The sequence below is a fragment of the Pseudomonas putida genome (assembly GCF_028682395.1).
GTDB classification, from domain to species: Bacteria; Pseudomonadota; Gammaproteobacteria; order Pseudomonadales; family Pseudomonadaceae; genus Aquipseudomonas; species Aquipseudomonas putida_AB.
The window spans coordinates 300647-326942 of record NZ_JANHLC010000003.1; the positions used below are offsets into that span (position 1 = coordinate 300647).

Genomic DNA, 26296 nt, shown 5'->3' on the forward strand with positions numbered 1-26296 from the left:
CGCGAGGGGTGGAAGGTCAGGTTCGGGGTAAGCCGGCGCTGGAATATTCCAGCAACCAGTGGCGAAAGCTGCGCACCGCCGGCGGCGGATTGCGATGGTGCGGTTGCATCAGGTACAGGCGGCCCCGGCTGAGCATGCTGTCGGGCAGCGCCAGTTGCAGGCGTCCGGACGCCAGCTCGCCTTCGAGCAGGCTGCGCCAGCCCAGGGACACGCCCTGGCCCATCATGGCCGACTGCATCAACAGCTGATAACTGTTGGTGCGCAGGGCCTGGCGCGGGGTGCTGTAGCCGGCGCCGACCGCAGAAAACCAGTCGGCCCAGGTCAGCCAGTCGTGGTAGTGGTCCTCGACAATCAGCAGCGTATGGGCTTCGAGCAGGTGCTGTGGGTCATGGATCGGCCCGCGTCGTTGCAGGTACTCGGGGCTGCAGACACTCACCACCTCCTCGCTCTCGAACACCGGCGACAGTTCCAGGCCGTGGGGCGCCGGCAGTTCGTCGAGGTGATAGAACAGGCCCAGGTCGTATTCGCTGACATCCAGGTGGGTCGGGCTTTCGCTGCACAGAATGCGGATATCCAGGTCCGGGTACAGACTCTGGAATTCGGGTAGCAGGCGCGCCAGCCAGATCGAGCTGATGGTCGGCGTACTGGCCAGGGTCAGTTGCCGATCAGCGCCACGGCGACGCAGTTCGGCAGACTCGCGATCCAGCTCGCGCAACAGGCGCTGGACCGTACGGAAATAACGTTCACCGGCAGGCGTCAGGCTGATGCCCAGCGCCTGGCGGTGAAACAGGGGACGTGCCAGGTCTTCTTCCAGCCGCTTGATCTGCCGGCTGACCGCACTCTGGGTCAGGTTCAACTCGTGGGCGGCCTGGGTAAAACTCAGGTGCCGCGCGGCAGCCTCGAAGGTCTGCAGGCAGTTGAGCGGCGGAAGATCGACATTACGACGGGACATGGCATTTCCAGAAACAATCGATGGCCCCGGCAAACCGGGGCCAGGCAGGCCTCACAATGGCGCGCATCCTGCCATTACCGGCGTCAGAGCGCGAGCCGTGCCACACGCTCGTTCCACTGGCGACGATGAACGGTTTCGCCGTTCTCGCGCGCCACCTGTTCGGCTTCGATATGGAACCACTCGCCATCGGCATGAATATGCAGCCGACTGTCGACTTCCACCGTCCACTCATCGCGACCGACACGGTAATGCCACTGGATATCGGCACGGGCCGACAGCGGGTCCCACGGCAGGCTGCGGTACTCTTCGGTGCAACGCTGGTCGACCCACAAGCCATGGTCGAGGAAGCGCATGGCGCCCAGGTCGTCTTCGATGCGCACACAGACTTCGCCGCTACCGACATCTTCGATCAGGGTCCGCTTGGGCGCTGCCGCACGGATGGTTTCCAGGGCCGCCGGCGTCGAGCATTGCGGCGCCTCGAACGGCGACTCGACTGCCGGGCCGGTGAACACCGGCAGTTGCACGCTTTGCAGCTCGGGCAACAGGGTCAGGGTGGTCAACTCGCGGCTTGGCCACAGCAGCGGGAAGCTGGCCGTGCTCAGGGCCAGGCGCAGGCGGTAACCGGCCGGCACACGAACCCCGGCCTGGTCCAGCGTCAGGCGGACCGACATCGGCTCACCCGGCACCGGTGGCGTCAGGGTCGCGAAGTCATCGCGCAGGTTGAGGTTGAGCACGCCGTAGGTGATCTGTGTGACCTGGCCATCCGGCGCCACCGCGTTCAAGCGGGCGACCAACTGACCGCAGGCCGTGTCGCTGCTCAAGCGCAGGTTCAGGCGCACATCACCGAGCAGGGCCAGGGTGTCGGTCAGCGGTGCGGAGTCGAAGCACAGCGACTGGGCATCGTCCCGCCGCTGGTCGGTCGGGCCATCGGGGCCAAACCAGATCGCACAGTATTCGCCCTGGTGCAGGCCGGTGGTCAGCGGCGAGCAAATGCTGCGCGCCTGATCCAGCGCCGCGTTGCCCGGGGCCAGGCCCTGGGCGCCGAGGCTGTAGTCGGTCCAACGGATCTGCGGATCGGGCCAGCCGGCAGTCTCGACCCAGATCCCCAGACGCTCGGCGTAGCTGCCCTTGGGTGGCAGAACATCCTGCAGGTAAAAGCGGTTGGCCGGTTCGTCCATCACACCGTTGTCGATGCCCTTGAGCCAGTGGTCCCACCAGCGCTTGGCTTCCTGGAGGAAACCGATGGCCGGGTTGGGCACGGCGAAGTGCGGGTATTTGTGAATCCATGGCCCGAGCATGGATTTCTTCGGTCCGGACAGGTTTTCCATCAACCGTGGCACGCTGTTCTTGTAGGCATCGCCCCAGCCGCCCACGGCATAGACCGCGGCCTTGATGGCCGAGTAATCCTCGCAGACCGAACCGTGGCGCCAGTAGTCGTCACGGGTCTGGTGTTGCAGCCAGGTCTTGGCCAGTAGCGGCATGGCGTCCAGACGCTCCTGCCACATGGCGCGCGAGGCGTCGCCGACCAGCAGCGGGTCGGGCACGGCCGCGCTGAAGTTAAGCATGGTCGCGGCCCAGCCAAAATTCTCCAGCAGCAGATTGCCGCCCTTGTAGTGGATATCGTCGGCGTAGCGGTCATCGGTGGAGCACAGGGTGATGATCGCCTTCAGCGCTTCGGGTTGGCGAGCCGCCACTTGCAGGCCGTTGAAACCGCCCCAGGAGATCCCCATCATGCCGACGTTGCCGTCGCACCAGGCCTGGGCGCACAGCCAATCGATCACTTCAAGAGCGTCGTTCTGCTCCTGCAACAGGTACTCATCGGCCATCAGCCCCTGGGATTCACCATTGCCGCGCATGTCGACGCGCACGCAGATGTAACCCTGGCCGGCCATCCAGGGATGAGTCAGGGCATCGCGCACGGCGGTGCCGTCACGCTTGCGGTACGGCAAGTATTCGAGGATCGCCGGAAAGGCCTGGGCACCGGCGGTTTCCGGCATCCAGATACGCGCGGCCAGTTGCGTGCCATCGCTGAGCGGGATCAAGCAATGCTCGATTTCCCGGACCTTATGGGCAAATTCGGTGACGACTTCCATGGCTTACTCCAAAAAACAGAATTCAAGTCGATGCGCTGCACCAGCCCCCGTCACTTGGACGGGAGCGGGTACAGAGGGATCAGAACAGGCTGAACGGGTACTCGGTGATCAGACGGATATGGTCGACATCGCCGTCCGAAATCCCGTTGATCCGATGGGTGCCCTGGCGCAGGGTGAACGACAGGTCCTTTGCCGCACCGGACTGCACCACGTAGCGCACATCGATATCGCGCTCCCAGTGCTTTTCGTTGTCGGCGTAGTAGCGGTACGGGCTGCCGACCGGAATCCGATCACCCTGAACGTTGTCACCGCGGATATAGCGCGTGGTGAACGACAGACCGGGAATGCCCAGCGTGCTGAAGTCCAGCTTGTAGCGCAGGCTCCACGACCGCTCGCCAGGGCCGTTGAAGTCGGCGATCAGTGAGGAGTTGGCCAGGTAGATCGAGTCATGGAAGCCACCGCCACCGAGCACCAGATAGTCGAAGGGCTGATCGCCATCGATACGCTGGTGGGCCACGGTAAAGGTCTGCGGACCGAGCCGATACGCCAGCGCCAGGGACCAGGCCGTGACCGCGATATCGCCAGCCACCGCCTTGCCGTCATCCAGGGTGCGGTACAGGTTGAAGTCCAGATTGAGGTTCTGGTACGCCTGGGCATCCAGCGGCTGGTCGAAGTTCAGGTTCACATAGTGCTGGCGCCACAGGTCTTCATAGCGCGAGGTGTAGAGCCCGAGTGCAACCTGCGGGTGCAACTGATAGGTGCCGCCGAGGAAGTCGACATCGCCGCCCTGCGCACCGGCATAGCCAGCGTAGAAACCGCTGTCGCGCCCGGTCTGGTTGAAGTCCCGGGCCGCCGTGAAGTGCCCGCCTTCGAGCATCAGGCCGTCCAGCTCCAGGCTCTTGAACGCGAACCCGGTGGCCGTGGCCGGCATCAGCCGGCTGTCCGCCAGGGCGATCACTGGGTTGTAGGGGCGCAGGTCGCCGTACTTCAACTCGGTGTTGGAGATACGCATTTTCACCGCACCACCGCCCACGGCGGAGGTATCTTCGCTCTTGCCCGAATGGTCGGACACCAGCAGCTTGGTGCGAGCCCGGCCACCGCCACTATCGAGCTTGGCGGTGAAATAGGCATGGGCATCGATACCAAAACCGACGGTGCCCTGGGTGTAGCCGGACTGGTAGTCGAGTTGCAGGCCCTGGGCCCACTCACGACCGTCCTTGTCCTGACCACGGTAGTCATTGTTGCGGTAGTAGTTGCGCAACTGGCCGGTCAACTGACTGTCTTCGATAAAGCCTTGACTGTCTTGCTGGGCCGCTTGGCCCAACAGTGGGTAGAACAGCGCGGCGCTCAGGGCGCTGAGGTTGAACAGGCAGGTTTTCATCGGGTCACCTGCGCTGCAACAGCCGCACGGGCGCTGGCCTGCTGGGCGGAGCGTTGCTTGCCTTCGACACGGGCCGGCCGATGCAACAGGCTCGGGTCGCGCAGCCAGAAGATCAGCGCACTGCTGGCCATCAGCACCAGGATCATCCCGGGCAAACCGCCGAGGTTGGAGAGCATCTTCACGCCATCGATACCGACGAAGGACACCATGACCCAGGACACGGTCCCGATAATCACACCCCAGACCACCTTGAGCATCGGGTTGCCATCCAGATCGGAATCGGCGGTAACCCCCTTGCTGCACAGGTTGGAGATCACGTCAGTGCTGGAGTCGGCCGCAGTGACGAAGGAGATAAAGGCGATAAACAGCAGGAAGGCGATCATCAGGCCGCTGGCGGGCAGTTGCTGGAACATCTGGTACAGCACGTGCTCGACACCCTGCTCATTGAGCACCGCGTTCAGGCTACCGTTGCCCAGTGCATCGAAGTACAGGCTGCTGCCGGAGAAGATGCAGATCCACACGGCGGTGAACAGCGCCGGGTAAAGCATGTTGATCTGTACGAATTCACGCACGGTGTAGCCACGACCGATCTTGCCGAGGAACATCGCGCTGACCGGGGCCCAGGCGAACCAGACCGACCAGTAGAAGACGGTCCAACTCTGCGGCCAGTTGTCGCCGCTGGCGGCGCCGGTGAACAGGCTGCGGCTGAAGAAGGTATCCAGATAAACGCCCAGGGACTCGACGCCCAGGCTGAACATGTACAGGGTCGGGCCGAACACCAGGACAAACAGGCCCAGGGCCAGCATGATCCAGGTATTGAACGACGACAGCAGCACGATGCCGCGCTGCAGGCCGCTGGCGGCCGAAGCGACGAAGGTGATGACAATCACCGCGATGATGATTGCCAGGCGCAGCGGCGTGGTCTCCCCGCCGATGTATTGGCTCAGGCCACCGGACAGGGTCAGCGCGCCCGTCCCCAGGGACGACGCCATGCCTGCGACCAGGGCGAACATCGCCAGGGTGTCGATCAGGCCGGCATAGCGTTTGACGCGCGCTTCACCGAGCAGCGGTTGCAGCATCGAACCGATGGAGAAGCTGGCACGCAGGTTGTAGAACACCAGGGCAAAGACCAGCGACGGCACCAGGTAGATGGCGTACGGGGTGATGGTCCAGTGCAGGAACATGGTCGACATCGCGAAGCTTTTCGCGGCGGCGCTACCGGCTTCGATCGACAGGCTGGAGGGCGGTCCGTAGGTGTGATACAGCGGCTCGGCGGTGGTCCAGAAGAGCACGCCAACGGCCAGGGTGGTGCACAGCGCGACCATGAACCAGCGGCTCTTGGTCAACAGTGGCTTGGCGTCTTCGCCGCCGATGCGCACGTTGCCCAGGGGGGAGAAATAGACAATGACGGTCAGGACCACCATGGCGAACGAACCGGCACTGAACAACCAGGAGAAGTTCGTCAGGATCATGTTGTTGAGCTGTTTGCTCACCGCAAGGAATGCATTCAGGTCGATATAGCTGGCGGTCACCGCCGCCAGCAGAATCAGAAACGTTGGCCAGAACACCAACGGACGCAATGGGTACTTCATCTCGTGCGCTTCCCCAGACAGATTTATTTTTATTGCCTTGAACGGCATTGTTTGGCACGAACCCAGCAACATCCTGCGGCTGTCTGTTCGTATCGAAGTCTTCGCGGCGCATAGATAACCGTTTCTGCGCCACAGGACGCAATCGACGAATCGGTATGGGGGTATTCCGCCACGGAATGACGCACCACCTCAGGTCATGGCGGGGAGTCCATGCCCGTTCGTGAAGCACAAAAAACAGTATGGGATGCCCTGACTCGGGCTTTTCAGGGGAATTTTTCCATAAAAAACGCCCCGATCATCACGACACAACCGGCACGGTTATCTCGGATGAATCGGGGCGTTTTCCTGCAGCCCTCAGGCCGCTACGACGCTGCCGTCAATCAGAATACGCTGATCGGGTAGTCGACGAAAATACGCACTTCGTTACCACTGGCGTTGTATTCCGCGGACTTCTGCGACACGCGCAGGATCGAGCTGCGCAGCTTGACGCTCAGGTCCTTGGCCGGGCCGCTCTGAACCACGTACTTGAACTGGTTGAAGATTTCGCGCTCGGTACCACCGGTGCTGGTGGAGGTGGTGATGTTGTCACCCCGTACGTAGGCGAAGTTGTAGCTCAGGCCAGGCACGCCGAAGGTGCTGAAATCCAGGCCGTAGCCCAGCTGCCAGGAACGTTCGTCCGCGGCATTGAAGTCAGACCAGTAGGAGTTGGCCAGGTAGATGGTGTTGCCACCGTCACCCTGACGGAAACCCGCGTTCTGATAGCCGCCGTAGGGGTAGCCGAGCAGGCTGTCACCGGTGCTGCGCTGGTGGGCCAGGGTGAAGGAGTGCGCACCCAGAGCGTAGGTTGCAGCCAGGCTCCAGATCTTGTTGTCCTGACCGTCGGTGCCCTTGAACTCAGCGTAGGATTTGTCCAGCTTGGTCCGGTAGCCGTTGAAGTCCAGGGTCAGCGATTGATCGGTGGCCAGCGGGAACACGTAGTTCAGGTTCACGTACTGCTTCTTCATCACGTCTTCCACATCGGAAGCGTAAAGAGCAGCCTTGAACTCCTTGGTGAACTGGTAGCTACCGCCCAGAACATTGATGCTTTTCAGGCCACCGCTGTCACGACCTTCAGCGCTCTTGCGCGACTCGGCAGTGAAACGACCGGCGTTCAGCTCCAGGCCTTCGATCTCTTTGGAGGTGACCAAAGTACCGGTGTAGCTTTCCGGCAGCAGACGCGAGTTGTCGTAGTTCAGCACCGGCAGGGCAGGCATCTGGTCACCGTAGGTCAGCACGGTGTTGGACAGACGGAATTTGACTGCAGCACCGCCCTTGGACAGGTCGCGAGCAGGGTGACCGCTTTCGCCCAGCTTGAAGAAGTCGATACCGGCGCCGCCGGAGCGACCCTGGCCGCCGTCAAGACGCAGGCCGTAGAGCGCGAACGCATCAACGCCGACGCCAACAGTGCCCTGGGTGAAACCCGAGGAGAAGGTGCCGATGACGCCCTGGCCCCATTCGGCTTTATCCGAATCATCCGGGTCGGTGTGCTTGTAGTCGCGGTTGATATAGGCGTTGCGCAGCAGCACGTTCAGGCTGCTGTCTTCCACGAAGCCCTTGGACTCCGATTGCCCGCTAGCCATTGCCTGGGTAGCGCTCAACACGCCCAGTGCGATCAGGCCAATCCGTTTGTTCAACATATTATTTTCCTTATTGCTGGGTAGGTTACGCACTGTGGCCCCCCCTGCCGGACAGATAACCTGAGTATCTCGGCGTCGGCGAAAAAAATAACAAGAGGCCCGCCTACACCCTGGGTGCAGCGGGCCTCTTATTATTAGTATTTATGGCCCATGGCCACAGGCGATGGACGAATCCTAGGGGGGGTTGGTCAATGTGTCAATTTCGTTAATCCTCGGGGATTAGACCGATTTTGCAGGGTGACCAAACCGAAAATCGTAAGCCAGGTGTCTAGCTGAGGCTTTATGTCGCACTCGGCGGGCGCTCCAGCGCCCGAGCCAAATCACGGGGCGCAGCCCTCCAAGCCGCAAAACGGGGCCGCGGTACCGACCCCACGCCCGACAGGCTGGACCGCCTGTGCCAGCCACTGGGCAAAGGCGCGCGGCTTGCCCAGATAGGGGCCGATATCGATCAGTTGGAACTGGCCCATCGTCTCCAGCACCAAGGTCGGGAAGCCCTGCCCACCGACGCTGGTCAGAAAACTGCGACTGTCCTTTATATGGGCCTGGGTCACCGGGCCGCTGCTGTGCTCAAACGCCGCACCGAACGCTCCCATATCGAAGCCCAGTTCGGCGGCCAGTGCCAGCAGGACCTCGGGGTCGCTGATGCGACGCCCTTCGACGTAGTGGGCGCTTTGCAACTCTGCGAGAAACTCCAGCCCCCTGCCCGCCAACTGGTCGGCCACCAACACGGCCGTAATCGGCGGCGCCGAATCGAAGACCGCCGAGGTATCGCGCAGGAGGCCATCGAAATACGCCAGCCCAAAGGGTTGACCGGTCAACTCGGCAATCCGCTGGTCGTGGGGCATGACGTAGTCACGCAGTTGAGGAGACACCGGCTGCCGATTGTTGCCGGTCATCATACCCCCGCCATAGGCCACCACCGGCAGTACGGCCTGGGCCACCTGGATCAGGGGTTTGGCGCCATAGCACCAGCCGCACAGCGGGTCGTAGATATAGTGAAGCGTGGCAAGTGCGGTCATGGAACCTCCGGGGTACGGGACAAAATCACCGGCTCCAGACTATGACCATTGCCCTCGACTAAAAATGCCGAAAAAATACTCAATCTGTTGTGCAAAACGGACAGATCACCCCGCCATATGTAGAACAGACGCCTGCACACTGCGCACCCGCAGCGCCCGGAAGCGCTGGCAACGCCCATAAAAAAGCGCCGCTGCCCGAGAACCCGGTCAGCGGCGCTGTTTACTCAATGTCCTTATCAACCGCGCAGAAGCGCCAACAGTGCTTGTGTCTCAGCGTCGCTAAACAGATCGGCCGGGTAGCGCTCACTGAGTATTCGTTGGGGGTCCTGACTTCTTACCACTTGCGTTCCATTGCACTTCAACCATCGGGCCAGAACTTGAAGCGACTCGCTATTCACCGACAGGGGATGCGACATCCGCTCACTTACTGCGTTCATTACGGCGCTCTCCTGGTGCATGAGCGGCTAACTTACTCAAGGTTTATGACAGAACAATGCGGCTATGTGCCGCATCGCCCAGCCCAAGACAGATACAAGAGCTATGCCAATGTGACGGTTTTATGAAATCCATAGACATAAAAAAACCGCGCCCAGAAGGGGCGCGGTCTCTAGAGAAGCCAGTTGCGGAAGGCCATTAAAACGCCATCACCGAACCGGAAACACTTTTTGTTACAGGCTCACCCAACCCGCTGCGGCGCGGGTTGCTGTTGGGTAAGACAATGAATATTGCCGCCCCCCAGTAACAACTCGCGGCCCGGTACCATCACCACTTCGTGCGTCGGGAAAAGGCCCTGGAGGATATCCCGGGCGACGTTGTCCAGCGGGTCGTCAAAACTTGGCGCAATGATCGCGCCATTGACGATCAGGAAGTTCACATAGGACCCGGCCAGGCGTACCGACGGATTGCGCTCCTGGGAGCCGGCCACCTGGTCGACCCCCGCACATTCCTCGGCCGTGGCATACAAGGGACCGGGGATCGGCATCTTGTGCACCACAAAAGCGCGGCCACGGGCATCGCGCTGTTCCTGCAAGACCTTCAGCGCCGCCTGGCAGCGCGGGTAGTTCGGGTCCTGAGGATCGTCGGTCCAGGCCAGCAGCACTTCGCCCGGGCGCACATAGCAGCAGAAGTTATCCACATGGCCGTCGGTTTCATCGTTGAACAGGCCGTCCGGCAGCCAGATGATCTTATCCACAGCCAGTTGCTCGCCCAGCAACGCTTCGATCTGCTCGCGCGCCAGATGCGGGTTGCGGTTGTGATTGAGCAGGCATTCCTCGGTGGTAATCAGGGTGCCTTCGCCGTCCACATGGATCGAGCCGCCTTCAAGCACAAAGCCCGGCGTCGCATACGCCGGGCAGCGTTCGATGCCCAGCACCTTGCTCGCCACTTGCTCGTCGCGATTCCACGGGAAGTACAACCCGCCCTCGAAGCCGCCCCAGGCATTGAAGCCCCAGTCGACCCCGCGGACCTCGCCCTGGCCGTTGATCACAAAGGTCGGCCCGGTATCGCGCACCCAGGCATCGTCGCTGGACAGCTCGACCACGCGGATATTCGACCCGGCCAGCTGGGCCAGCGCATTGTCGTACTGCGCAGCCGACACCCCGACCGTGACCGGCTCGAATCGGGCGATGGCCTTGGCCACGGCCACATGCGCCGCCTGGGCCGGCTTGCCACCCAGGCGCCAGTTGTCCGGGCGCTCGGGCCAGATCATCCAGACCTGGGTCTGCGGTGCCCATTCGGCCGGCATATGGAAACCGTCGGCGCGGGGTGTGCTGTGCAAGGTGCTCATGGCGATCAGGACTCCAGGGAACCGTCGAGGGTCTTCAGCGCGCCATACAGGTTCGGCCGGCGGTCACGGAACGTGCCCCAGGCGCTGCGGGTATGTTCCAGCTCGTCGAGGTCGAAGCTGTGGACCAGGATGCCTTCTTCGGTTTCATCCAGCTCGGCAACCTTTTCGCCAAACTGGTTGGCGATAAACGAGGAGCCGTAGAAGGTGATGTCGTAGCCGTCCTGCTCTTCGTTGCCAATGCGGTTGCTGGCGATCAGCGGCATCAGGTTGGCGCCGGCGTGGCCCTGCTGCACACGCTGCCAGTGGTCGCGCGAGGAGATGGTCTTGTCATGCGGCTCGCTGCCGATGGCGGTCGGGTAGAACAGGATTTCCGCGCCTTGCAAAGCCATGCTGCGGGCGCATTCGGGGAACCACTGGTCCCAGCAGATGCCCACACCGATCTTCGCGTAGCGGGTGTTCCAGACCTTGAAACCGGTATCGCCCGGGTTGAAGTAATACTTTTCGTGGTAGCCAGGGCCGTCCGGGATATGGCTTTTACGATAAATCCCGAGGTTGCTGCCGTCAGCGTCGATGATCGCGATACTGTTGAAGCGCGCGCGACCGGCCAGCTCGAAGAAGCTGATGGGCAGGACCACCTGCAGCTCCTTGGCGACTTTCTGGAAATGGGCGATGGCCACGTTGGTCTCGACCGGGGTGGCCAGTTGCAGGTAGTCGGGGTTGGGCTTCTGGCAGAAGTACGGGCTCTCGAACAGCTCCTGGATCAGGATAATCTGCGCGCCCTTGGCAGCGGCTTCGCGCACCAGTTTCTCGGCGGTCTCGATATTGGCTTCGAGGTCCCAGGAACAGGCCATCTGGGTGGCGGCGACGGTAACGATACGGCTCATGTGCATCTCCTGGGCGGGTGCGAAGGGGCGAAGATAGCCCACGCCCCATGACAGATTGGGGAACAGGCTGAATGACGCCCTTTATAGACGATAAAAATCGGCTTTTGAAGGGTTTCGAAATGAATAAATTCACCATTCAGCATTTTTGTTCGATAACAATCGAGTTTTCGCGGTAGCCGCGACAATGGCTACAACGATTGCTGCTAGCTCCTACAATCCTTCGTCAAACACCTTCGACAACATATCGACAAAGAAATCCACGCTCGCGCGGGTGGTGCACATGGGCGGCTTGATCTTGAGGATATTCAGGTAGTCCCCGGTCGGCTGCATAAAGATACTCAGCTCGCGCAGGCGCTCGCACAGCGCCGCCGTCTCCTCGGTGGCCGGCTCCAGGCTTGTCGGGTCACGCACCAGCTCCAGGCCCAGATAGAACCCCGAACCATGCACCGCGCCCACCAGCGGGTAACACTCGATCAGCGCCTCAAGTCGCTGCTTGAAGTAGTCGCCGACCAGCCGCGCATTGTCCCAGAGCTGTTCCTCGGCCATGACATCGAGCACCGCCATGCCAATCCGGCAACTGACCGGGCTGCCGCCCGAGGAGGAGAAGAAATAACCCTCGGCCTCCAGTGCCTCGGCGATCTCGCGCCGGGTAATCACTGCGCCCAGGGGCTGGCCATTGCCCATGCCCTTGGCCATGGTGATGATGTCCGGCACCACGCCCTGCTCTTCGAACCCCCAGAAGAAGTGGCCCATACGGCCGTAGCCAACCTGCACTTCATCGGCGATGCACACCCCGCCCTGAGCCCGCACCAGGGCATAGACCTGTTGCAGATACCCCGGCGGCAGGGAAATACCGCCGGCATTGCCATACACCGGCTCGCAAATAAACCCGGCCAGTGCTTGATTGCCCCGTGCCAGTTTCTCCAGCTGATGTTCGACGCTGCGCACATAGTCCGGCGCACTGTCGGCGCCACGGAACTCGCCGCGATAAGTGTTTGGCGCCGTCACCGGATGCACCCAGTCCGGGCGGCTGCTCAAGGCCTTGGGGTTGTCGGCGATGGAAGTCGACACCGCATCCGCGGCCACCGACCAGCCGTGGTACGCCTCCAGCACGCTCAGCATGTGCTTGCCGCCGCTATAGGCCCACGCCAGGCGGATCGCCAGGTCATTGGCCTCGGTGCCGCTGTTGACCAGGAACACCCGGTCCATCGGTCCCGGCGCCAACGCCAGCAGGCGCTCGGAAAACTCGGCCAGCGCCGAATAATGAAACCGCGAGTTGGTGTTGAGCAGCGACCATTGCCGGCTCGCCTCGGCAGCCATGCGCGGATGACCGTGGCCCAGCACCGCGACATTGTTGAGCATGTCCAGATAGGAGCGGCCCTGCATATCGATCAGGTAGTTGCGCCAGCCGCGTTCGATCCGTGGCGGGTCGACGTAATAGTGCTTCTGGGTCCGGGCAAAACTGGCCTCGCGACGGGCCAGCCATTCGGCCGAATCCACCTCGGGCTCGACATCGCAGGCCAACCCCAGCAGCGCCGCCGGCGAGGGACAGAGCGCCTGCCAGGCCGCCGCGCGCGAAGGCACCGCGAACAACGGCGGCGTCAGCCCCGGCTCTCGGCAGAGCTGCACCAGCAGCGGGCCGCTGACGTCACCCAGGACCTGGCCTTTGACCAGCGCCGCACCGCCGCGCAATACCGTACTCACGCCCGCAAGCTGCAAAGAAAGTGTTGCACCGACCAGTTGCAGGACACCATCGCCCGCCTCGTGCAGCACCCCGGCAAAGGGCGCCTCCACGGTCGAGCCCAGGGGCACATGCAGCTCCACATGTAGGGCCAGGGTCTGTGGTTCATCGGCACGGTCGATATGGGTCCGGGACAGGCGGTACTGCCCATAGCGACTGGCCGCCAGGCCATGGACCGCGGCACCTTCGGCCAGCAGGCGCTGATCGATGCCCGGCTGCTCCCAGTTGCCGGCCTCGAAATGCGCGCTCAGCACACCCAGGTCGATCAAGGCAAACTCACGACCGACCAGGCCGGGCAGCAACGGCGCAAAAGTGTCGTTGCCCAGAGGCGCCAGCGGTTGATCGAGGGCCGTCAGAATGGCCGCTTCCATCAATGCTGCCGGCACCGAGGTCGCGACGTCGAAAATCTCCCACTCGTGAACCAGGTTGTCGCGACTGTAGCGGTTCTGCGGATCGATGCTGACCTGCTGCTCACCACTGAGCACCAGCACCGCCGCCCTTGCCACGATCAGCGGCCAGAGCACGAGCATCTCGGCGTGTTGCAGGGGATTGACCGCGTGATAGGCACGAACCGCCGCAAGAATATAGAAAGGATCGCCCGCCGCATGGTGCAGCAGGGCCGCACAGGTCACGGCCAGATCGGCGATGCGCCAGGTCGCGATCAGATCGCCGAAATCAATGATGCCCTGGACCTGCCATTGGCGCTGGGCATCGCGGGCCCAGACCACATTGTCATCGGTAATGTCCAGGTGAATGGCCTGCACCGGCAATTGCTCCACCAATGGCCCCAGGCGCTGTGCGGCGTGGGCCGTGACCTGGGCAATACGCTCGCGCCGCGCGGCGTCCGCGACCACCGGCAACAGGTGCTCGATCACCGCACGGCCGTGACGCGGGTCCCATTGCAGGGTGCGTGTCAGGCCCGGGTGCTGAAAATCGGCCAGGGCCCGGTCGATCTCGCCACACAGCCGCCCCAGACCAGCCACCAGCTCGCCAGGCAGGTGGCCCAGGTGGGTCAACGGCTGACCCTCGATGTATTCGAGCAGACGCATCTGCAAGGGCTGGCCTTCCAGCTCCAGGGCCAGCAGCTCCTGGCCATCGTTCGCGGCGATGACGCGCGGCACGCGCAAACCCGGCCACGCCGCCAGATGCTTGAGCGCCGCATGTTGGGCCTGCAGCTCGCTGGCGGCGTAGTCGCCATGGCAGAACTTGAGCACAAAGCGGCCATGGTCGCTGTCGACCCGGTAATTCAGATCCTGCTGGCTGCCCAGCGCCTGCAGGGTACCGCTGAGCCGGTAATGCTGGTCGAGCAGTTGCAGCGCCTGCTGCTCGGTGACCTGTGGCGACGGCAGACTGGCGCGATGAATCAACGTGGCGAGCAACATACAGCGACCCCTGATAGTGGTGAGCAGGCGCTTATATCGCCATTGCCGTTGCCGATACGCAAGGGGGGCAAATCAATAGTCGCTACGACGCGACCTTTCATCGCGGCCAGCGATCCCGCCTGCCTCCCAGGCGCGATCAGGCTTGCACCGCCCGGCACCTGGCCACAAGCTATGGCCCATTCGCTCAATGCCCAGCCCAGGATCAAGGCACCCGACATGCGCATTCTAGTGACCGGCGGCGCCGGCTTTATCGGCTCGGCGCTGATTCGCCAGCTGATTCAGCACACCGAACATGAGGTGCTCAACCTCGACAAACTGACCTACGCCGGCAACCTGGAGTCGCTGGCGAGCATCGCCACCAACACCCGCTACGAACTGGTCCAGGCCGATATTGCCGACCAGGCGCGGGTCAGTGCCGTGCTCGCCCGCTTCGAGCCCGAGGCGATCATGCACCTGGCGGCCGAGTCTCATGTCGATCGTTCCATCGACGGGCCGGCGGCGTTTATCCAGACCAATATCGTCGGCACCTACAGCCTGCTGGAGGCGACCCGCGCCTATTGGCAGGACCTGCCCGAACCCCGGCGCAGCGCCTTTCGCCTGCACCATGTTTCCACCGACGAGGTCTACGGCGACCTGTCCCCCGGCGACGCCCCCTTCACCGAGCACTCGGCCTATGCGCCCAGTTCGCCCTATTCGGCCAGCAAGGCCGCGTCCGATCATCTGGTCCGCGCCTGGCAGCGCACCTATGGTTTGCCGGTGCTGCTCAGCCACTGCTCCAACAACTATGGGCCGTTCCACTTTCCGGAAAAACTGATCCCGCGAATCATCCTCAATGCCCTGGCCGGCCAGCCGTTGCCGGTCTATGGCGATGGCCTGCAAGTGCGCGACTGGCTGTATGTCGACGACCATGTACAGGCCCTGCTGGCCGTCCTCATGCGCGGTACCGTCGGCGAAACCTATGCCATCGGCGGGCACAACGAGCAAAGCAATCTCGAAGTGGTGCGCAGCGTCTGTGCGCTCCTCGACAAACTGGCGCCCCAGCATCGAGGCAACGTGGCCACCTATGCCGAGCTGATCCGCTTTGTCGAAGATCGACCAGGCCATGATCGGCGCTACGCCATCGATGCTGGCAAGCTCGAACGTGAACTGGGCTGGACGCCCCGGGAAACCTTGGCCAGCGGCCTGCGCAAGACCGTGCAGTGGTACCTGGCCCACCCCGACTGGTGCCGGCACGTACAAGACGGCAGCTATCAGGGCCAACGCCTGGGCCTGGGCACCTACAAGGATCTATTGGCATGAAGGGCATCGTTCTCGCCGGCGGCACCGGCAGCCGCCTGCACCCCATCACCCTGGGCCTTTCCAAGCAGTTGCTGCCGGTCTACGACAAACCGATGATCTACTACCCGATCTCAGTGCTGATGCAGGCCGGCATCCGCGAGATCCTGCTGATCTCCACCCCGCGCGACCTGCCCCAGTATCGCAATCTGCTGGGCGATGGCAGCCAGTTCGGCGTGACCTTCAGCTACGCCGAGCAGCCATCGCCGGATGGCCTGGCCCAGGCGTTGCTGATCGGCGAGGCCTTTATCGGCAGTGACCCGGTGTGCCTGATCCTGGGTGACAATATTTTCCACGGCCAGCACTTCGGCGAACAGCTGCGCCAGGCCGCCAGCCAGGTCCACGGCGCGACGATCTTCGGCTACTGGGTCAAGGACCCGGAACGCTTTGGCGTGATCGACTTCGACCGCGACGGGCGTGCACGCTCCATCGAAGAAAAGCCGAGCAAGCCCAAGTCCAGCTATGCCGTGACCGGCCTGTACTTCTACGACAACGATGCGGTGGCGATTGCCAAGACCCTCACACCGTCAGCCCGGGGCGAACTGGAAATCACCGACCTCAACAACGCCTACCTTCAGCGCGGCGATCTGCAGGTGGAGCGCTTTGGCCGCGGCTTTGCCTGGCTCGATACCGGCACTCACGACAGTCTGCTGGAGGCCTCGCAATATGTGCAGACCATCGAGCATCGCCAGGGCCTGAAAGTGGCCTGCCTGGAAGAGATCGCCTTCGAGAATGGTTGGATCGACCGCGACCAGCTGTTGGCCCGCGCCCACTATTTCGACAAGACCGGCTATGGCCAGTACCTGTTGATGCTCGCCGGGGAACAGCCATGAACGTCATTGCCACCCAGTTGCCAGACGTATTGATCCTGGAACCCACGGTGTTTGGCGACGCGCGCGGCTTTTTCTATGAAAGCTTCAATGCCCGCACGTTCGAACAGGCCACCGGCCTGACCCGCACTTTTGTCCAGGACAACCACTCGCGCTCCCAACAGGGCGTACTGCGCGGCCTGCATTACCAGCTCGAACAACCCCAAGGCAAACTGGTGCGGGTGATCCACGGCGAAATACTCGATGTGGCGGTGGATATCCGCCGCAGCTCAGCCACCTTCGGCCAATGGGTCGCAGTGCACTTGAGTGAGCACAATCATCGCCAGCTCTGGGTACCCGAAGGCTTTGCCCATGGTTTTGTCGTGCTGAGCGAGACGGCCGAATGCCTCTACAAGACCACAGATTACTACCGGCCCGAAGCCGAGCGCTGCATTCGCTGGGACGACCCTGATCTGGCCATCGACTGGCCGCTCGACCGCCCCCCTCTACTGTCCGCCAAGGATGCCAAAGGCCTGGCATTGCGCGACGCCGAAGTGTTTGCATGAGCCTGCGGCCCTTGAAGCTCCTGATCACCGGTGGCACCGGCCAGCTTGGCCACGCGCTGTGCGGGCAACTGGCCGGGCTGGGCAGCATCAGCGCCCCGGGCCGCGAGCAGTTGGACCTGAGTGCCCCTGAACAGATTCGCCAGCAGGTCCGCGCCCTGCGCCCTGACCTGATCATCAACGCCGCCGCCTATACCGCCGTCGACCTGGCCGAAAGCCAGCCAGCGCAGGCCATGGCGATCAATGCCCAGGCCCCGGGCATTCTTGCCGAAGAGGCCGCAGCCCTGGGCGTGCCGTTGATCCATTACTCCACTGACTATGTGTTCGACGGCCAGCAGCCCACGCCCTACACCGAGAGCGATCCACCCCACCCGCTCAACGTCTATGGCCACAGCAAACTGGCGGGCGAACAGGCGATCCGGCGCGTCGGTGGCCCGCACCTGATTCTGCGCACCAGTTGGGTCTACTCCAGCCGGGGGCAGAATTTTCTGCTGACGATGCAGCGCCTGCTGCAGGAAAAACCCGAGCTACGCATTGTGGCGGACCAGCTTGGCGCGCCGACCTGGAGCGGGACCCTGGCCCAGGCCACACGCACCCTGATCGAGCGCTGGCGGGCTGGCCAACCGGGCGCCTGGGGCACCTACCACCTCTGCGCCGGCGGCGAGACGTCCTGGTTCGGCTTTGCCCAGGCCATTGCCCAAGCCCTGCAAAACCAGGGCAAGCCTTGCGCCCGACTGCTGCCAATCCCCGCCAGTGCTTACCCGACGGCGGCGGCCCGGCCGCTGAATTCGCGCCTGGATTGCCGCCTGATTCAACACGCGTGGCAGCTCGACCTCCCGCACTGGCGCGACGCCCTGGCTGAATGCCTGGCGTGCGGCCATTTATCGCGCCCCGTCACTAAGCCATAATGCGCCAGACCCGTCCGGCGCCCGACCTTCCATGACCATGCCTGCCACCCTGCCCCGAAGACCCCGCTGGCGCAGCCTCGCCCTCCTGGCCCTGTGCCTGGCGCCGCTGCTGTGGCCCCTGGAGCATCTGGCCGAGCGCTATTACCGCAGCGAACTGGCCGGGCAGAACCGCCAGACCCTCGACCTCTACGTCGCCAACCTGCTGGGCACCCTGCACCGCTACGAAGTGCTGCCGCAGATCCTTGGCGACCTGCCGGCCCTGCGCGAGGCCCTTGCGGGCCCCGAGCAGAAGAGCCGGCTGGACACGGCCAATCGCCTGCTGCGCGATATCTGCGCGCAGACCGGCGCCGAAGTGATGTACCTGATGGACACCCGTGGCCAGACCCTGGCCGCCTCCAACTGGGATAAACACGACAGCTTCGTCGGGCGCAATTTCGCCTTCCGGCCGTATTTCAGCGAAGCCATGGCCGGGCGCCTGGGGCGCTTTTTCGGCCTGGGCACCACCTCGGGCAAGCGGGGTTACTTCTTTGCTGCGGCCGTGCGCGACGAGGAAAAGATCATCGGCGTGCTGGTGGTCAAGGTCGACCTCGACCATACCGAAAGCCTGTGGGGCAAAACCCCCGAGCAGCTGCTGGTGGCCGACCACAATGGCGTGGTGATCCTCACTTCCAACCCGGCCTGGCGCTTTCGCGCGACCCGCCCGCTCAGCGAGGCCGAACAGCGCTCCATTGTCGCCATCCAGCCCTACCCGACCCGCGATCCGCGCCCGCTGAATATCAATCAAACTGCTTGGCTGACCCAGACCCAACCCATCGAGGAAACCGGCTGGAATGTGAATATCCTGGCGCCGCGCACCCTGATCGACCGCCCGGTGCGCACCGTGCTGGCCATCGGCGGCGCGGCGTTGCTGGTATTGATGCTGCTGTTGGGCCTGATGATGCAGCGTCGACGCCACTACCTGGACCGCATTGCCTTTGAAGCCAAGGCCCGCCGTGAACTCGAAGGGCGCGTGGCCGAACGCACCAGTGACCTGGAAGGCCTGAACCGGCGCCTCAGGCAGGAAGTGCTCGAACGCGAGCACGCCCAACAGGAACTGGTACGCGCCCAGGACGACCTCGTCCAGGCCGGCAAGCTGTCAGCCCTGGGCACTATGTCGGCGAGCATCAGCCACGAACTCAACCAGCCTCTGGCTGCGATCCGCAGTTACGCGGAAAACGCCGAGGTGCTGCTCGACCACCAGCGCACTGACGATGCCCGGGGCAACCTCAAGCTGATCAATGAACTGACCGGGCGCATGGCCTCGATCATTGCCCATCTACGCGCCTTTGCCCGCCGCGACCGCCATGCCCCGGAAAGCGTGGCCCTGCAGCCAGCGCTCGACGATGCCCTGGCCCTGCTGGCCAAACGGCGCCGGGCCATGGAAGTCGAACTGGTTCGCGACCTGCCAGCGGCCACCCTGTGGGTCGAGGCCGGCGAAACCCGCCTGCGCCAGGTGCTGGGCAACCTGCTGGCCAATGCCCTCGATGCACTGACCGAGAAAGGCCCGCCGCGCAAACTCTGGCTCAGTGCCGAAGCCACGGACGACGGCGTCAATCTGTACATTCGCGACAATGGCCCGGGTTTCTGCCTGGAGGCCCTGGGCCGCGCCAGCGAGCCGTTCTACACCACCAAGACCCGCACCCAGGGCCTGGGGTTGGGCCTGGCGATCTGCGAAACCCTGATGCGCGCCTTTGGCGGTGAGTTGCTGTTTGCCAACCATCGCGATGGCGGTGCCCTGATTACCCTGAAACTGCGCGCCGGGGCTCCCGGCGTCAGCCTGCAACCCCCCGAGGACAGCCGCGCATGAGTACCGCCATCGACCACCGCGTCCAGGTGCTGCTGATCGACGACGACCCGCACCTGCTCCAGGCACTGAGCCAGACCCTGGACCTGGCCGGGCTCAAGGTCCTGCCCCTGGCCGAAGCCCAGGGCGTAGCGCAGCGAATCGAGCGTGACTGGCCAGGCGTGGTGGTCAGCGATATCCGCATGCCCGGCATCGACGGCCTGGAACTGCTGGGCCAACTGCATGCCCAGGATGCCGAGCTGCCCGTGCTGCTGATTACCGGCCACGGCGACGTGCCGCTGGCGGTGCAGGCCATGCGTGCCGGTGCCCATGATTTCCTGGAAAAACCCTTTGCCAGCGATGCCCTGATCGACAGCGTGCGCCGGGCCCTGGCCTGGCGGGCGCTGGTCCTGGATAACCGCAGCCTGCGCCTGGCCCTCAGCGATCGGCAGCAACTGAGCGCCCGCCTGGTAGGCCACTCGGCCCCCATGCTGCGCCTGCGCGAGCAGATCGGCGCCCTGGCGGCGACCCGCGCCGATGTGCTGATCCTCGGTGAGACCGGCGCCGGCAAGGAAGTCGTGGCCCGGGCCCTGCACGATCTGTCGAACCGCCGCAGTGGGCCCTTTGTCGCGATCAACGCCGGGGCCCTGGCCGAGTCGGTGGTGGAGAGCGAACTGTTCGGCCATGAACCGGGGGCCTTTACCGGCGCGCAGAAACGCCGCATCGGCAAGTTCGAATTCGCCAATGGCGGCACATTGTTTCTCGACGAGATCGAAAGCATGAGCCTGGATGTCCAGGTCAAGCTGCTGCGCCTGTTGCAGGAGCGGGTGGTCGAACGCCTGGGCGGCAACCAACTGATCCCGCTGGATATCCGCATCATCGCCGCGACCAAGGAGGACCTGCGCCAGGCCGCCGACCAGGGGCGTTTCCGGGCTGACCTGTATTACCGGCTCAATGTCGCGCCGCTGCGGATCCCCCCCTTGCGCGAGCGCGGCGACGACGTGCTGGTGTTGTTCCAGCACTTTGCCGATGAAGCCAGCGCGCGCCACGGCCTGGCGCCCCACAGCCTGCAACCCGGCCAGCGGGCGCTATTACTGCGTCATGGCTGGCCGGGCAATGTGCGCGAATTGCAGAACGCCGCCGAACGCTTTGCCCTGGGCCTGGAACTGGCCCTGGAAAACGCCCCGGACCAGGCGACGCCGGGCCCCGTCGTCAGCGTCGAGGGCGGCTTGAGCGAGCAAGTCGAGCATTTCGAGAAGTCGCTGATTGCCGCCGAACTGGCGCGTAGCCACAGCTCCATGCGCAGCCTGGCCGAAGCCCTGGGCGTGCCGCGCAAGACCCTGCACGACAAACTGCGCAAACACGGGCTGAACTTTGACAGCGGCCAGGCCGCCAGCGCCGATGAACTTGAGTGAACCGAGAGAGAGCTGCATGAGCCGCGACAGTCGCTACCTGGAATCCATGCTTCATCACGATATTCCGCTGACCCGCGAAATGGGCCTCACGGTGCTCGACTGGGCGGGCGGGCGACTGCGCCTGCAACTGCCGCTGGCGGCCAACGTCAACCACAAGAGCACCATGTTTGGCGGCAGCCTGTACTGCGCCGCAGTGCTCGCGGGCTGGGGCTGGCTGCACCTGAGCCTGCGCAAGGCGGGGATCGAGGATGGGCATATCGTGATCCAGGAAGGGCAGATCAGCTATCCACTGCCAGTGACCGGTGCAGCCGACGCGATCTGCAGCGCGCCGGACCCGGCGCGCTGGAACAAATTCCTCGCCACCTACCAACGCCATGGTCGCGCGCGGCTAAGCCTGGAGACGAGCGTGGTGAACAGTGGCAGCGAGGCAGAAGCAGTGCGTTTCACCGGCCAATACGTCTTGCACCGTTAACCCCAGCGCAGCGGTTAGGGGTCGACTTCAGGCCTGTGCCAGCGCCAGCAATCGGGCGCGCCAAGGCGCTTGCGCCGGCACAGCCAGGAAGAACGGGTTGAGCAGCGATTCCCGCGCCGGGTAGCTAAACGGCACACCGCTCAACTCCAGCACCTCGCCTCCTGCGCCTTCGAGCACGCCCTGGGCCGCCGCCGTATCCCATTGCGAAGTCGGCGCCAGACGCGGATAGCAATCGGCAGCCCCTTCAGCCAATAAACAGAATTTCAGCGAGCTGCCGATATTGGCCAGCGCCACATCACCCAACCCGGCCAGCAAACGCTCCTGTTCGGGACTGGAATGGCGACGGCTGGCGACCACGGTCAACGCCGCACCCGCAGGCGGCTCGTTTCGTACCCGGATCGGCTGCGCCTCTGCCTGACCTTCAGCACGCCAGGCACCCAGGCCGGCCCCGCCGAAGTAGCAGCGGCCATTGGTCGGCATCGCCACCACGCCAAACACCACGCGGCCTTGCTCGATCAGCGCGATATTGACGGTAAACTCTTCACTGCCGGCAATGAACTCCTTGGTCCCGTCCAGCGGATCCACCAGCCACCAGCGCTGCCACTGGGCACGCTCCGCCAGCGGAATGTCGGCATCTTCCTCGGACAACACCGGGATACTCGGGTCCAGCGCCACCAGGCCATCGGCAATAATCCGATGGGCCGCCAGGTCCGCGGCCGTCACCGGCGAATCATCGGCCTTGGTCTGCACCGCCACATTGTCACGCCAGAACGGCAGGATCGCCGCGCCGGCCAGTCGCGCCAGTTCGATCACGGGTGCCAGATACGGATGGGCCAGGCTCATGGCTGGAATACCCCGCGCTGGGTCAGCAGGTCACGCACCAGATACAACGCCGCCAACGCACGCCCCTCGGTGAACTGCGGGTTCTGCACCAGAGCCGACAACTCGCGCAGATTGACCTTGTCCACCCCCATGGGCTCCGGCTCGTCGCCCTCCAGGCTTTCTTCATAGAGCTCGGTGGCCAGCACCACCTGGATTTTCTGGCTCATATAGCCAGGCGACAACGACAGCTCGGTCAGGTGCTCCAACTGGCGGGCGCCATACCCGGCCTCTTCCTTGAGCTCGCGCTCGGCGGCGGCCAGGATATCCTCGCCCGGCTCGATCAAGCCCTTGGGCAGGGACAGCTCGTACTCATCGGTGCCACCGCAGTATTCCTCGACCAGCACCGCGTGCTCGGCATCGAGCATCGCCACGATCATCACCGCGCCATAACCCGCCCCGCGACCGACCAAGCGCTCGTAGGTGCGTTCGGCACCGTTGGCAAAGCGCAACTGCACCTGCTCGACACGAAACAGACGGCTACTGGCGACAATCTCGCGGGCGAGGACGGTGGGTTTCTGGCGCATGGGGCGGCTCCTGGGCGATAGCGGGTTACTATACCGTGGCTGGCCCGATTGTTCGTGTCGGATCTCTTTCACTGGCCCGAGAAGTTCACCATGCCCTCGCTCCCCTGGCGCGATATCGACACCGTCCTGCTGGATATGGACGGCACCTTGCTCGACCTGCACTACGACAACCATTTCTGGCTGGAGCACCTGCCCCAGCGTTATGCCGAACTGCACGGCATCAGCCGGACCATGGCCGAGCTGGAGCTGCAGCCGCTGTTCAAGCACAACGCCGGCCAGCTCAAGTGGTACTGCCTGGACTTCTGGACTGCAGAGCTGAAGATTCCGGTGCGCGAACTGAAGCTGGAAACCGCCGACCTGATCGCCCTGCGCCCGGACGCCGACACCTTCCTGGCCGCCATCAAGCAGGCCGGCAAGCGCGTGATCCTGATCACCAACGCGCACCGCGACTCGCTGTCGCTGAAACTGGAGCGCATCGAACTGGCGCCGTACTTCGAGCGGCTGATCAGCTCCCACGACTATGGTTTCCCCAAGGAAAGCCCACAGTTCTGGGACGCCTTGCAGACCGATATCGGCTTTGACCCGGCGCGCAGCCTGTTTATCGACGATACCCTGCCGATCCTGCGCAGCGCCCGGGATTTTGGCATCGGCCATCTGCTGGCCGTGCGCCAACCCGATAGCCGCAAGGGCCCCAAGGACACCGAAGAGTTTGCAGCGCTGGAGGATTATCGAGCGTTGATCGAAGGCTTGTAGCCGATCTCCGAGGCTCGCTCGCGAGCCTTTCCAACCGGCTTCCCCTCAACCACAGAAACAAGCTAATACACGATGATTTCCTTTCCATCGTCCGAATCTTCCTAGAATATCCTGATCGCTTGCGCCAGCAGAAGCAGCTGACTAGCCTCACTCCCGTCACTGGCAATCCAGTGATCGGGTTTGGTAGCCCGTTGCATGACTAGGCTCAAAGCGCCCGCTTCAGCAAGGCGCTTTTTTATGGCCTCAGCTTAATGGCGGCTGTGCGCAGGGCATCTTCGGGTGCGCCGGTTCTCCTAGTCACCGGTCTACCAACCTGCGTATAGCCGCCACCCTGAATCGTTTGGTAGCGATAGGTGGTAGCTCCTTAAATGGCTAGGAGATACACATGAAAAAGCTTGTCCCCGATCCCCCTCAGTCCCCCTTACCCAGCCCCCTCGCCGACCGCACCACCCAGGCCATCGTTGTCGCGCCTGATTCACTGTTTGCCGTGCAGCCGGGTACTGCCGCCGAGATTGCGCTCGATCATTTATGGCAATTACTGAAATCCGCCCAGGAAATCTGTGACGAAGTCACCGAACAGGGCAGTGGCGTAGAGCCCGGCTTGATTGGCGCCCTGGTCCACAACGTGGAAATGGGCCTGGCGGTGGTAGCGGCGTTACGTCAGCCCAGCGACATCAGCCCGCCGCGCTAGGCGCGAGAGGGATGCGGTCCGTTTAACGGACCGCATCGCGCACAAGATCGGGTCGCCCTTACTCAGGAATACGCAGCACCTGGCCCGGATAGATCTTGTCCGGGTGCGACAGCAGCGGTTTGTTCGCTTCGAAAATCTTGTTGTACAGGTTGGCATTGCCATATTCGATCTTGGCAATCGCGCTCAGGGTGTCGCCGCTTTTTACAGTGACAAACCGCGCAATGGCAATGACCGGGCCACTGACGGTGATCTGGTCATCAACACTGCCCACGCCGGCAATATTGCCCACGGCCAGCAGAATCTTTTCCTTCTCTTCCTGGCTGGCAACTTCACCTTTTACCGTGACCTTGTCGCCGTCCACCGTGGCCTGCACATTGGGGTTGCCCAGGCCGACCTTGGCGATATGTTCCTTGAGCTGCTCGCTGGCATTGGCATTGCCGGGCGTCAGCAGATCGATCAGCTTTTCACCCGCTTCCTTCACGAAACTGAAAATACTCATGGGTACTTCTCCTGTGGGGGTTAATGGCCAAACGCCAGAAACTAGACCGGTCGAAACCGGCGTGGTTCCGTCCGGCCTCGACCCAGCGTAGCCCAACCGCGCTAGAATCCCCGGCTGGATAGCGCCTGGAGTGACCATGGACATCAAACAGCTGAAATTCCTTATCGCCCTCGACGAGACCCGGCATTTCGGCCAGGCCGCCACGCGCTGCCATATCACCCAGCCGACGCTGTCCATGCGCCTGCGTAATCTGGAAGAAGAACTCGACCTGCAACTGGTCAATCGCGGCCAGCGCTTCGAGGGCTTTACCGCCCCCGGCGAGCGCGTGCTGGCCTGGGCACGCACGGTGCTGGCCGCCTATGACGGCTTGCAGGCCGAGGCCGCGGCCTGTCGCGGCCACCTGGTCGGTACCCTGCGCCTGGGCGTCGTGCCGCTGTCGAGTTTCGACCCGCTGCCCCTGCTTCATAAACTGCACCAACAGCATCCGAACCTGCGTTTTGAGTTGTCGGCACTCAGTTCCGAACAGATCCTCGAACAACTGGCGAGTAATCGCCTGGACCTGGGCGTGTCCTATCTGGAGCGACTCGACGGCGAACGCTTCGACTCCCTGGCCCTGGAAGAAACCCGCATGGGCCTGCTCTACGACCAGCGTTTCTTCAGCTTCGGCGACCAGCCGCTGAGCTGGGAGGCCCTGATCGAGCTGCCGCTGGGCCTGCTCAGTGGCAGCATGCACTTTCGCCAATCCATCGACCACAACTTCCACAGCCGCGGCCTCAACCCCCAACCGCTGCTGCAGACCGATGCCGTCCATCAGTTGCTCCAGGCCGTGCACGGCGGCCTGTGCTGCGCGGTGATGCCCCTGGAGGGTGGCCTCGAAGCCCTGACCGACGATCTGCGCCTGCAACCCATCGCCGACGCCCGCACCCTGGCGCAGCTGGGCCTGATCATGCGTCGTGGCGCCCCGCGTTCGGCCCTGGCGGAGGCCTGCTTCGCGCTGTATCAGAAATCGCCAGAAACACTTTGATCGAGCCCATCTATCAATAGATAAGCGCTAGCAATTAGACGCGACACTTTGCCGCGCCTAGGCTTACCACTGGATATCCCACCGGTATTGCCC

General features: G+C 63.3%; 22 protein-coding genes. 10 read left to right on the forward strand and 12 right to left on the reverse strand.

Translation table 11 applies throughout. From position 1 onward, the window contains the following. Nucleotides 1-16 precede the first annotated feature (16 nt). The 9 genes from NPS46_RS09650 to NPS46_RS09695 form a co-directional block, all read right to left on the reverse strand. The gene (locus NPS46_RS09650) at nt 17-952 is read right to left on the reverse strand and encodes a LysR substrate-binding domain-containing protein (protein ID WP_274106541.1); all 936 of its coding nucleotides are present in this window, start codon (nt 950-952) and stop codon (nt 17-19) included. 83 nt (nt 953-1035) lie between these two features. Beyond that, nucleotides 1036-3045 carry a CocE/NonD family hydrolase gene (locus NPS46_RS09655; RefSeq protein ID WP_274106543.1) on the reverse strand — a complete coding sequence of 670 codons (2010 nt, stop codon included), beginning with the start codon at nt 3043-3045 and terminating at the stop codon, nt 1036-1038. Between the two features lie 79 nt (nt 3046-3124). After that, nucleotides 3125-4426: an OprD family porin gene (locus tag NPS46_RS09660; protein ID WP_274106546.1), complete on the reverse strand. Its 1302-nt coding sequence runs from the start codon at nt 4424-4426 to the stop codon at nt 3125-3127. After that, nucleotides 4423-6018, reverse strand: a complete 1596-nt coding sequence (locus NPS46_RS09665) for a BCCT family transporter (protein WP_274106548.1) — start codon at nt 6016-6018, stop codon at nt 4423-4425. Before NPS46_RS09665 ends, NPS46_RS09660 begins: the two co-directional genes overlap by 4 nt. A gap of 380 nt (nt 6019-6398) precedes the next feature. Further along, nucleotides 6399-7694, reverse strand: a complete 1296-nt coding sequence (locus NPS46_RS09670) for an OprD family porin (RefSeq protein WP_274106550.1) — start codon at nt 7692-7694, stop codon at nt 6399-6401. A 320-nt stretch (nt 7695-8014) separates the two neighbouring features. After that, complete coding sequence (locus NPS46_RS09675; RefSeq protein ID WP_274106552.1) at nt 8015-8713, reverse strand: DsbA family protein; 699 nt, start codon at nt 8711-8713, stop codon at nt 8015-8017. A gap of 676 nt (nt 8714-9389) precedes the next feature. Further along, nucleotides 9390-10499 carry an agmatine deiminase gene (gene aguA, locus NPS46_RS09685; protein WP_274106556.1) on the reverse strand — a complete coding sequence of 370 codons (1110 nt, stop codon included), beginning with the start codon at nt 10497-10499 and terminating at the stop codon, nt 9390-9392. A 5-nt stretch (nt 10500-10504) separates the two neighbouring features. Then, the gene (aguB, locus tag NPS46_RS09690) at nt 10505-11383 is read right to left on the reverse strand and encodes an N-carbamoylputrescine amidase (RefSeq protein ID WP_274106558.1); all 879 of its coding nucleotides are present in this window, start codon (nt 11381-11383) and stop codon (nt 10505-10507) included. A 210-nt stretch (nt 11384-11593) separates the two neighbouring features. Continuing rightward, nucleotides 11594-14506, reverse strand: coding sequence for an aminotransferase (locus tag NPS46_RS09695; RefSeq protein WP_274106561.1), 2913 nt, complete (start codon nt 14504-14506; stop codon nt 11594-11596). A gap of 216 nt (nt 14507-14722) precedes the next feature. Between NPS46_RS09695 and rfbB the strand changes: the two genes are divergently transcribed. Genes rfbB through NPS46_RS09730 form a run of 7 tightly spaced genes read left to right on the forward strand, consistent with a single transcriptional unit; the run spans nt 14723 to nt 21830 of the window. Next, entirely contained in the window at nt 14723-15805 is a 1083-nt protein-coding gene (gene rfbB / locus NPS46_RS09700) for a dTDP-glucose 4,6-dehydratase (RefSeq protein WP_274106563.1), read from the forward strand. Continuing rightward, entirely contained in the window at nt 15802-16674 is an 873-nt protein-coding gene (rfbA, locus tag NPS46_RS09705; protein WP_274106565.1) for a glucose-1-phosphate thymidylyltransferase RfbA, read from the forward strand. Before rfbB ends, rfbA begins: the two co-directional genes overlap by 4 nt. Beyond that, nucleotides 16671-17216, forward strand: coding sequence for a dTDP-4-dehydrorhamnose 3,5-epimerase (gene rfbC / locus NPS46_RS09710; RefSeq protein WP_274106567.1), 546 nt, complete (start codon nt 16671-16673; stop codon nt 17214-17216). The genes rfbA and rfbC overlap by 4 nt, the downstream gene beginning before the upstream one ends. A gap of 11 nt (nt 17217-17227) precedes the next feature. Continuing rightward, the gene (rfbD, locus tag NPS46_RS09715; protein ID WP_425312726.1) at nt 17228-18121 is read left to right on the forward strand and encodes a dTDP-4-dehydrorhamnose reductase; all 894 of its coding nucleotides are present in this window, start codon (nt 17228-17230) and stop codon (nt 18119-18121) included. A 37-nt stretch (nt 18122-18158) separates the two neighbouring features. Continuing rightward, complete coding sequence (locus NPS46_RS09720) at nt 18159-19967, forward strand: sensor histidine kinase (RefSeq protein ID WP_425312727.1); 1809 nt, start codon at nt 18159-18161, stop codon at nt 19965-19967. After that, on the forward strand, nt 19964-21358 hold the full coding sequence (locus NPS46_RS09725) for a sigma-54-dependent transcriptional regulator (RefSeq protein ID WP_274106573.1): 1395 nt from the start codon (nt 19964-19966) through the stop codon (nt 21356-21358). The genes NPS46_RS09720 and NPS46_RS09725 overlap by 4 nt, the downstream gene beginning before the upstream one ends. Before the next feature lie 16 nt (nt 21359-21374). Continuing rightward, nucleotides 21375-21830 carry a YiiD C-terminal domain-containing protein gene (locus tag NPS46_RS09730; RefSeq protein ID WP_274106575.1) on the forward strand — a complete coding sequence of 152 codons (456 nt, stop codon included), beginning with the start codon at nt 21375-21377 and terminating at the stop codon, nt 21828-21830. A 27-nt stretch (nt 21831-21857) separates the two neighbouring features. On the opposite strand, the gene cysQ is transcribed toward NPS46_RS09730, so the two are convergent. Together cysQ and nudE are read right to left on the reverse strand one after the other, a co-directional pair. Next, nucleotides 21858-22673, reverse strand: a complete 816-nt coding sequence (cysQ, locus tag NPS46_RS09735) for a 3'(2'),5'-bisphosphate nucleotidase CysQ (RefSeq protein WP_425312720.1) — start codon at nt 22671-22673, stop codon at nt 21858-21860. Next, nucleotides 22670-23236, reverse strand: coding sequence for an ADP compounds hydrolase NudE (nudE, locus tag NPS46_RS09740; protein ID WP_274106577.1), 567 nt, complete (start codon nt 23234-23236; stop codon nt 22670-22672). The genes cysQ and nudE overlap by 4 nt, the downstream gene beginning before the upstream one ends. 90 nt (nt 23237-23326) lie before the next feature. Here nudE and yrfG point away from each other — a divergent pair, with 90 nt between their 5' ends. Continuing rightward, nucleotides 23327-23989 (forward strand): GMP/IMP nucleotidase, encoded by a 663-nt coding sequence (gene yrfG / locus NPS46_RS09745; RefSeq protein ID WP_274106578.1) that lies wholly within the window; start codon nt 23327-23329, stop codon nt 23987-23989. Nucleotides 23990-24374: 385 nt separating this feature from the next. Beyond that, nucleotides 24375-24680: a hypothetical protein gene (locus NPS46_RS09750; RefSeq protein WP_274106579.1), complete on the forward strand. Its 306-nt coding sequence runs from the start codon at nt 24375-24377 to the stop codon at nt 24678-24680. A 58-nt stretch (nt 24681-24738) separates the two neighbouring features. Here the strand turns inward: NPS46_RS09750 and lysM are convergent, their stop codons facing one another. Further along, nucleotides 24739-25179, reverse strand: coding sequence for a peptidoglycan-binding protein LysM (gene lysM / locus NPS46_RS09755; protein ID WP_274106580.1), 441 nt, complete (start codon nt 25177-25179; stop codon nt 24739-24741). A gap of 136 nt (nt 25180-25315) precedes the next feature. Between lysM and NPS46_RS09760 the strand changes: the two genes are divergently transcribed. After that, nucleotides 25316-26203, forward strand: a complete 888-nt coding sequence (locus NPS46_RS09760) for a LysR family transcriptional regulator (RefSeq protein ID WP_274106581.1) — start codon at nt 25316-25318, stop codon at nt 26201-26203. Nucleotides 26204-26296: the final 93 nt, after the last annotated feature.

What these genes read in the sequence shown, in the direction of transcription:
- NPS46_RS09675 (WP_274106552.1), bottom strand. Translation starts at nt 8,713, where the DNA reads ATGACCGCACTTGCCACGCTTCACTATATCTACGACCCGCTGTGCGGC.
- NPS46_RS09655 (WP_274106543.1), bottom strand. Translation starts at nt 3,045, where the DNA reads ATGGAAGTCGTCACCGAATTTGCCCATAAGGTCCGGGAAATCGAGCAT.
- NPS46_RS09760 (WP_274106581.1), top strand. Translation starts at nt 25,316, where the DNA reads ATGGACATCAAACAGCTGAAATTCCTTATCGCCCTCGACGAGACCCGG.
- cysQ (WP_425312720.1), bottom strand. Translation starts at nt 22,673, where the DNA reads ATGAGCCTGGCCCATCCGTATCTGGCACCCGTGATCGAACTGGCGCGA.
- NPS46_RS09730 (WP_274106575.1), top strand. Translation starts at nt 21,375, where the DNA reads ATGAGCCGCGACAGTCGCTACCTGGAATCCATGCTTCATCACGATATT.
- aguB (WP_274106558.1), bottom strand. Translation starts at nt 11,383, where the DNA reads ATGAGCCGTATCGTTACCGTCGCCGCCACCCAGATGGCCTGTTCCTGG.
- lysM (WP_274106580.1), bottom strand. Translation starts at nt 25,179, where the DNA reads ATGAGTATTTTCAGTTTCGTGAAGGAAGCGGGTGAAAAGCTGATCGAT.
- NPS46_RS09725 (WP_274106573.1), top strand. Translation starts at nt 19,964, where the DNA reads ATGAGTACCGCCATCGACCACCGCGTCCAGGTGCTGCTGATCGACGAC.
- NPS46_RS09665 (WP_274106548.1), bottom strand. Translation starts at nt 6,018, where the DNA reads ATGAAGTACCCATTGCGTCCGTTGGTGTTCTGGCCAACGTTTCTGATT.
- aguA (WP_274106556.1), bottom strand. Translation starts at nt 10,499, where the DNA reads ATGAGCACCTTGCACAGCACACCCCGCGCCGACGGTTTCCATATGCCG.
- NPS46_RS09720 (WP_425312727.1), top strand. Translation starts at nt 18,159, where the DNA reads ATGCCTGCCACCCTGCCCCGAAGACCCCGCTGGCGCAGCCTCGCCCTC.
- rfbC (WP_274106567.1), top strand. Translation starts at nt 16,671, where the DNA reads ATGAACGTCATTGCCACCCAGTTGCCAGACGTATTGATCCTGGAACCC.
- NPS46_RS09750 (WP_274106579.1), top strand. Translation starts at nt 24,375, where the DNA reads ATGAAAAAGCTTGTCCCCGATCCCCCTCAGTCCCCCTTACCCAGCCCC.
- yrfG (WP_274106578.1), top strand. Translation starts at nt 23,327, where the DNA reads ATGCCCTCGCTCCCCTGGCGCGATATCGACACCGTCCTGCTGGATATG.
- NPS46_RS09660 (WP_274106546.1), bottom strand. Translation starts at nt 4,426, where the DNA reads ATGAAAACCTGCCTGTTCAACCTCAGCGCCCTGAGCGCCGCGCTGTTC.
- rfbB (WP_274106563.1), top strand. Translation starts at nt 14,723, where the DNA reads ATGCGCATTCTAGTGACCGGCGGCGCCGGCTTTATCGGCTCGGCGCTG.
- rfbA (WP_274106565.1), top strand. Translation starts at nt 15,802, where the DNA reads ATGAAGGGCATCGTTCTCGCCGGCGGCACCGGCAGCCGCCTGCACCCC.
- NPS46_RS09670 (WP_274106550.1), bottom strand. Translation starts at nt 7,694, where the DNA reads ATGTTGAACAAACGGATTGGCCTGATCGCACTGGGCGTGTTGAGCGCT.
- NPS46_RS09695 (WP_274106561.1), bottom strand. Translation starts at nt 14,506, where the DNA reads ATGTTGCTCGCCACGTTGATTCATCGCGCCAGTCTGCCGTCGCCACAG.
- nudE (WP_274106577.1), bottom strand. Translation starts at nt 23,236, where the DNA reads ATGCGCCAGAAACCCACCGTCCTCGCCCGCGAGATTGTCGCCAGTAGC.
- NPS46_RS09650 (WP_274106541.1), bottom strand. Translation starts at nt 952, where the DNA reads ATGTCCCGTCGTAATGTCGATCTTCCGCCGCTCAACTGCCTGCAGACC.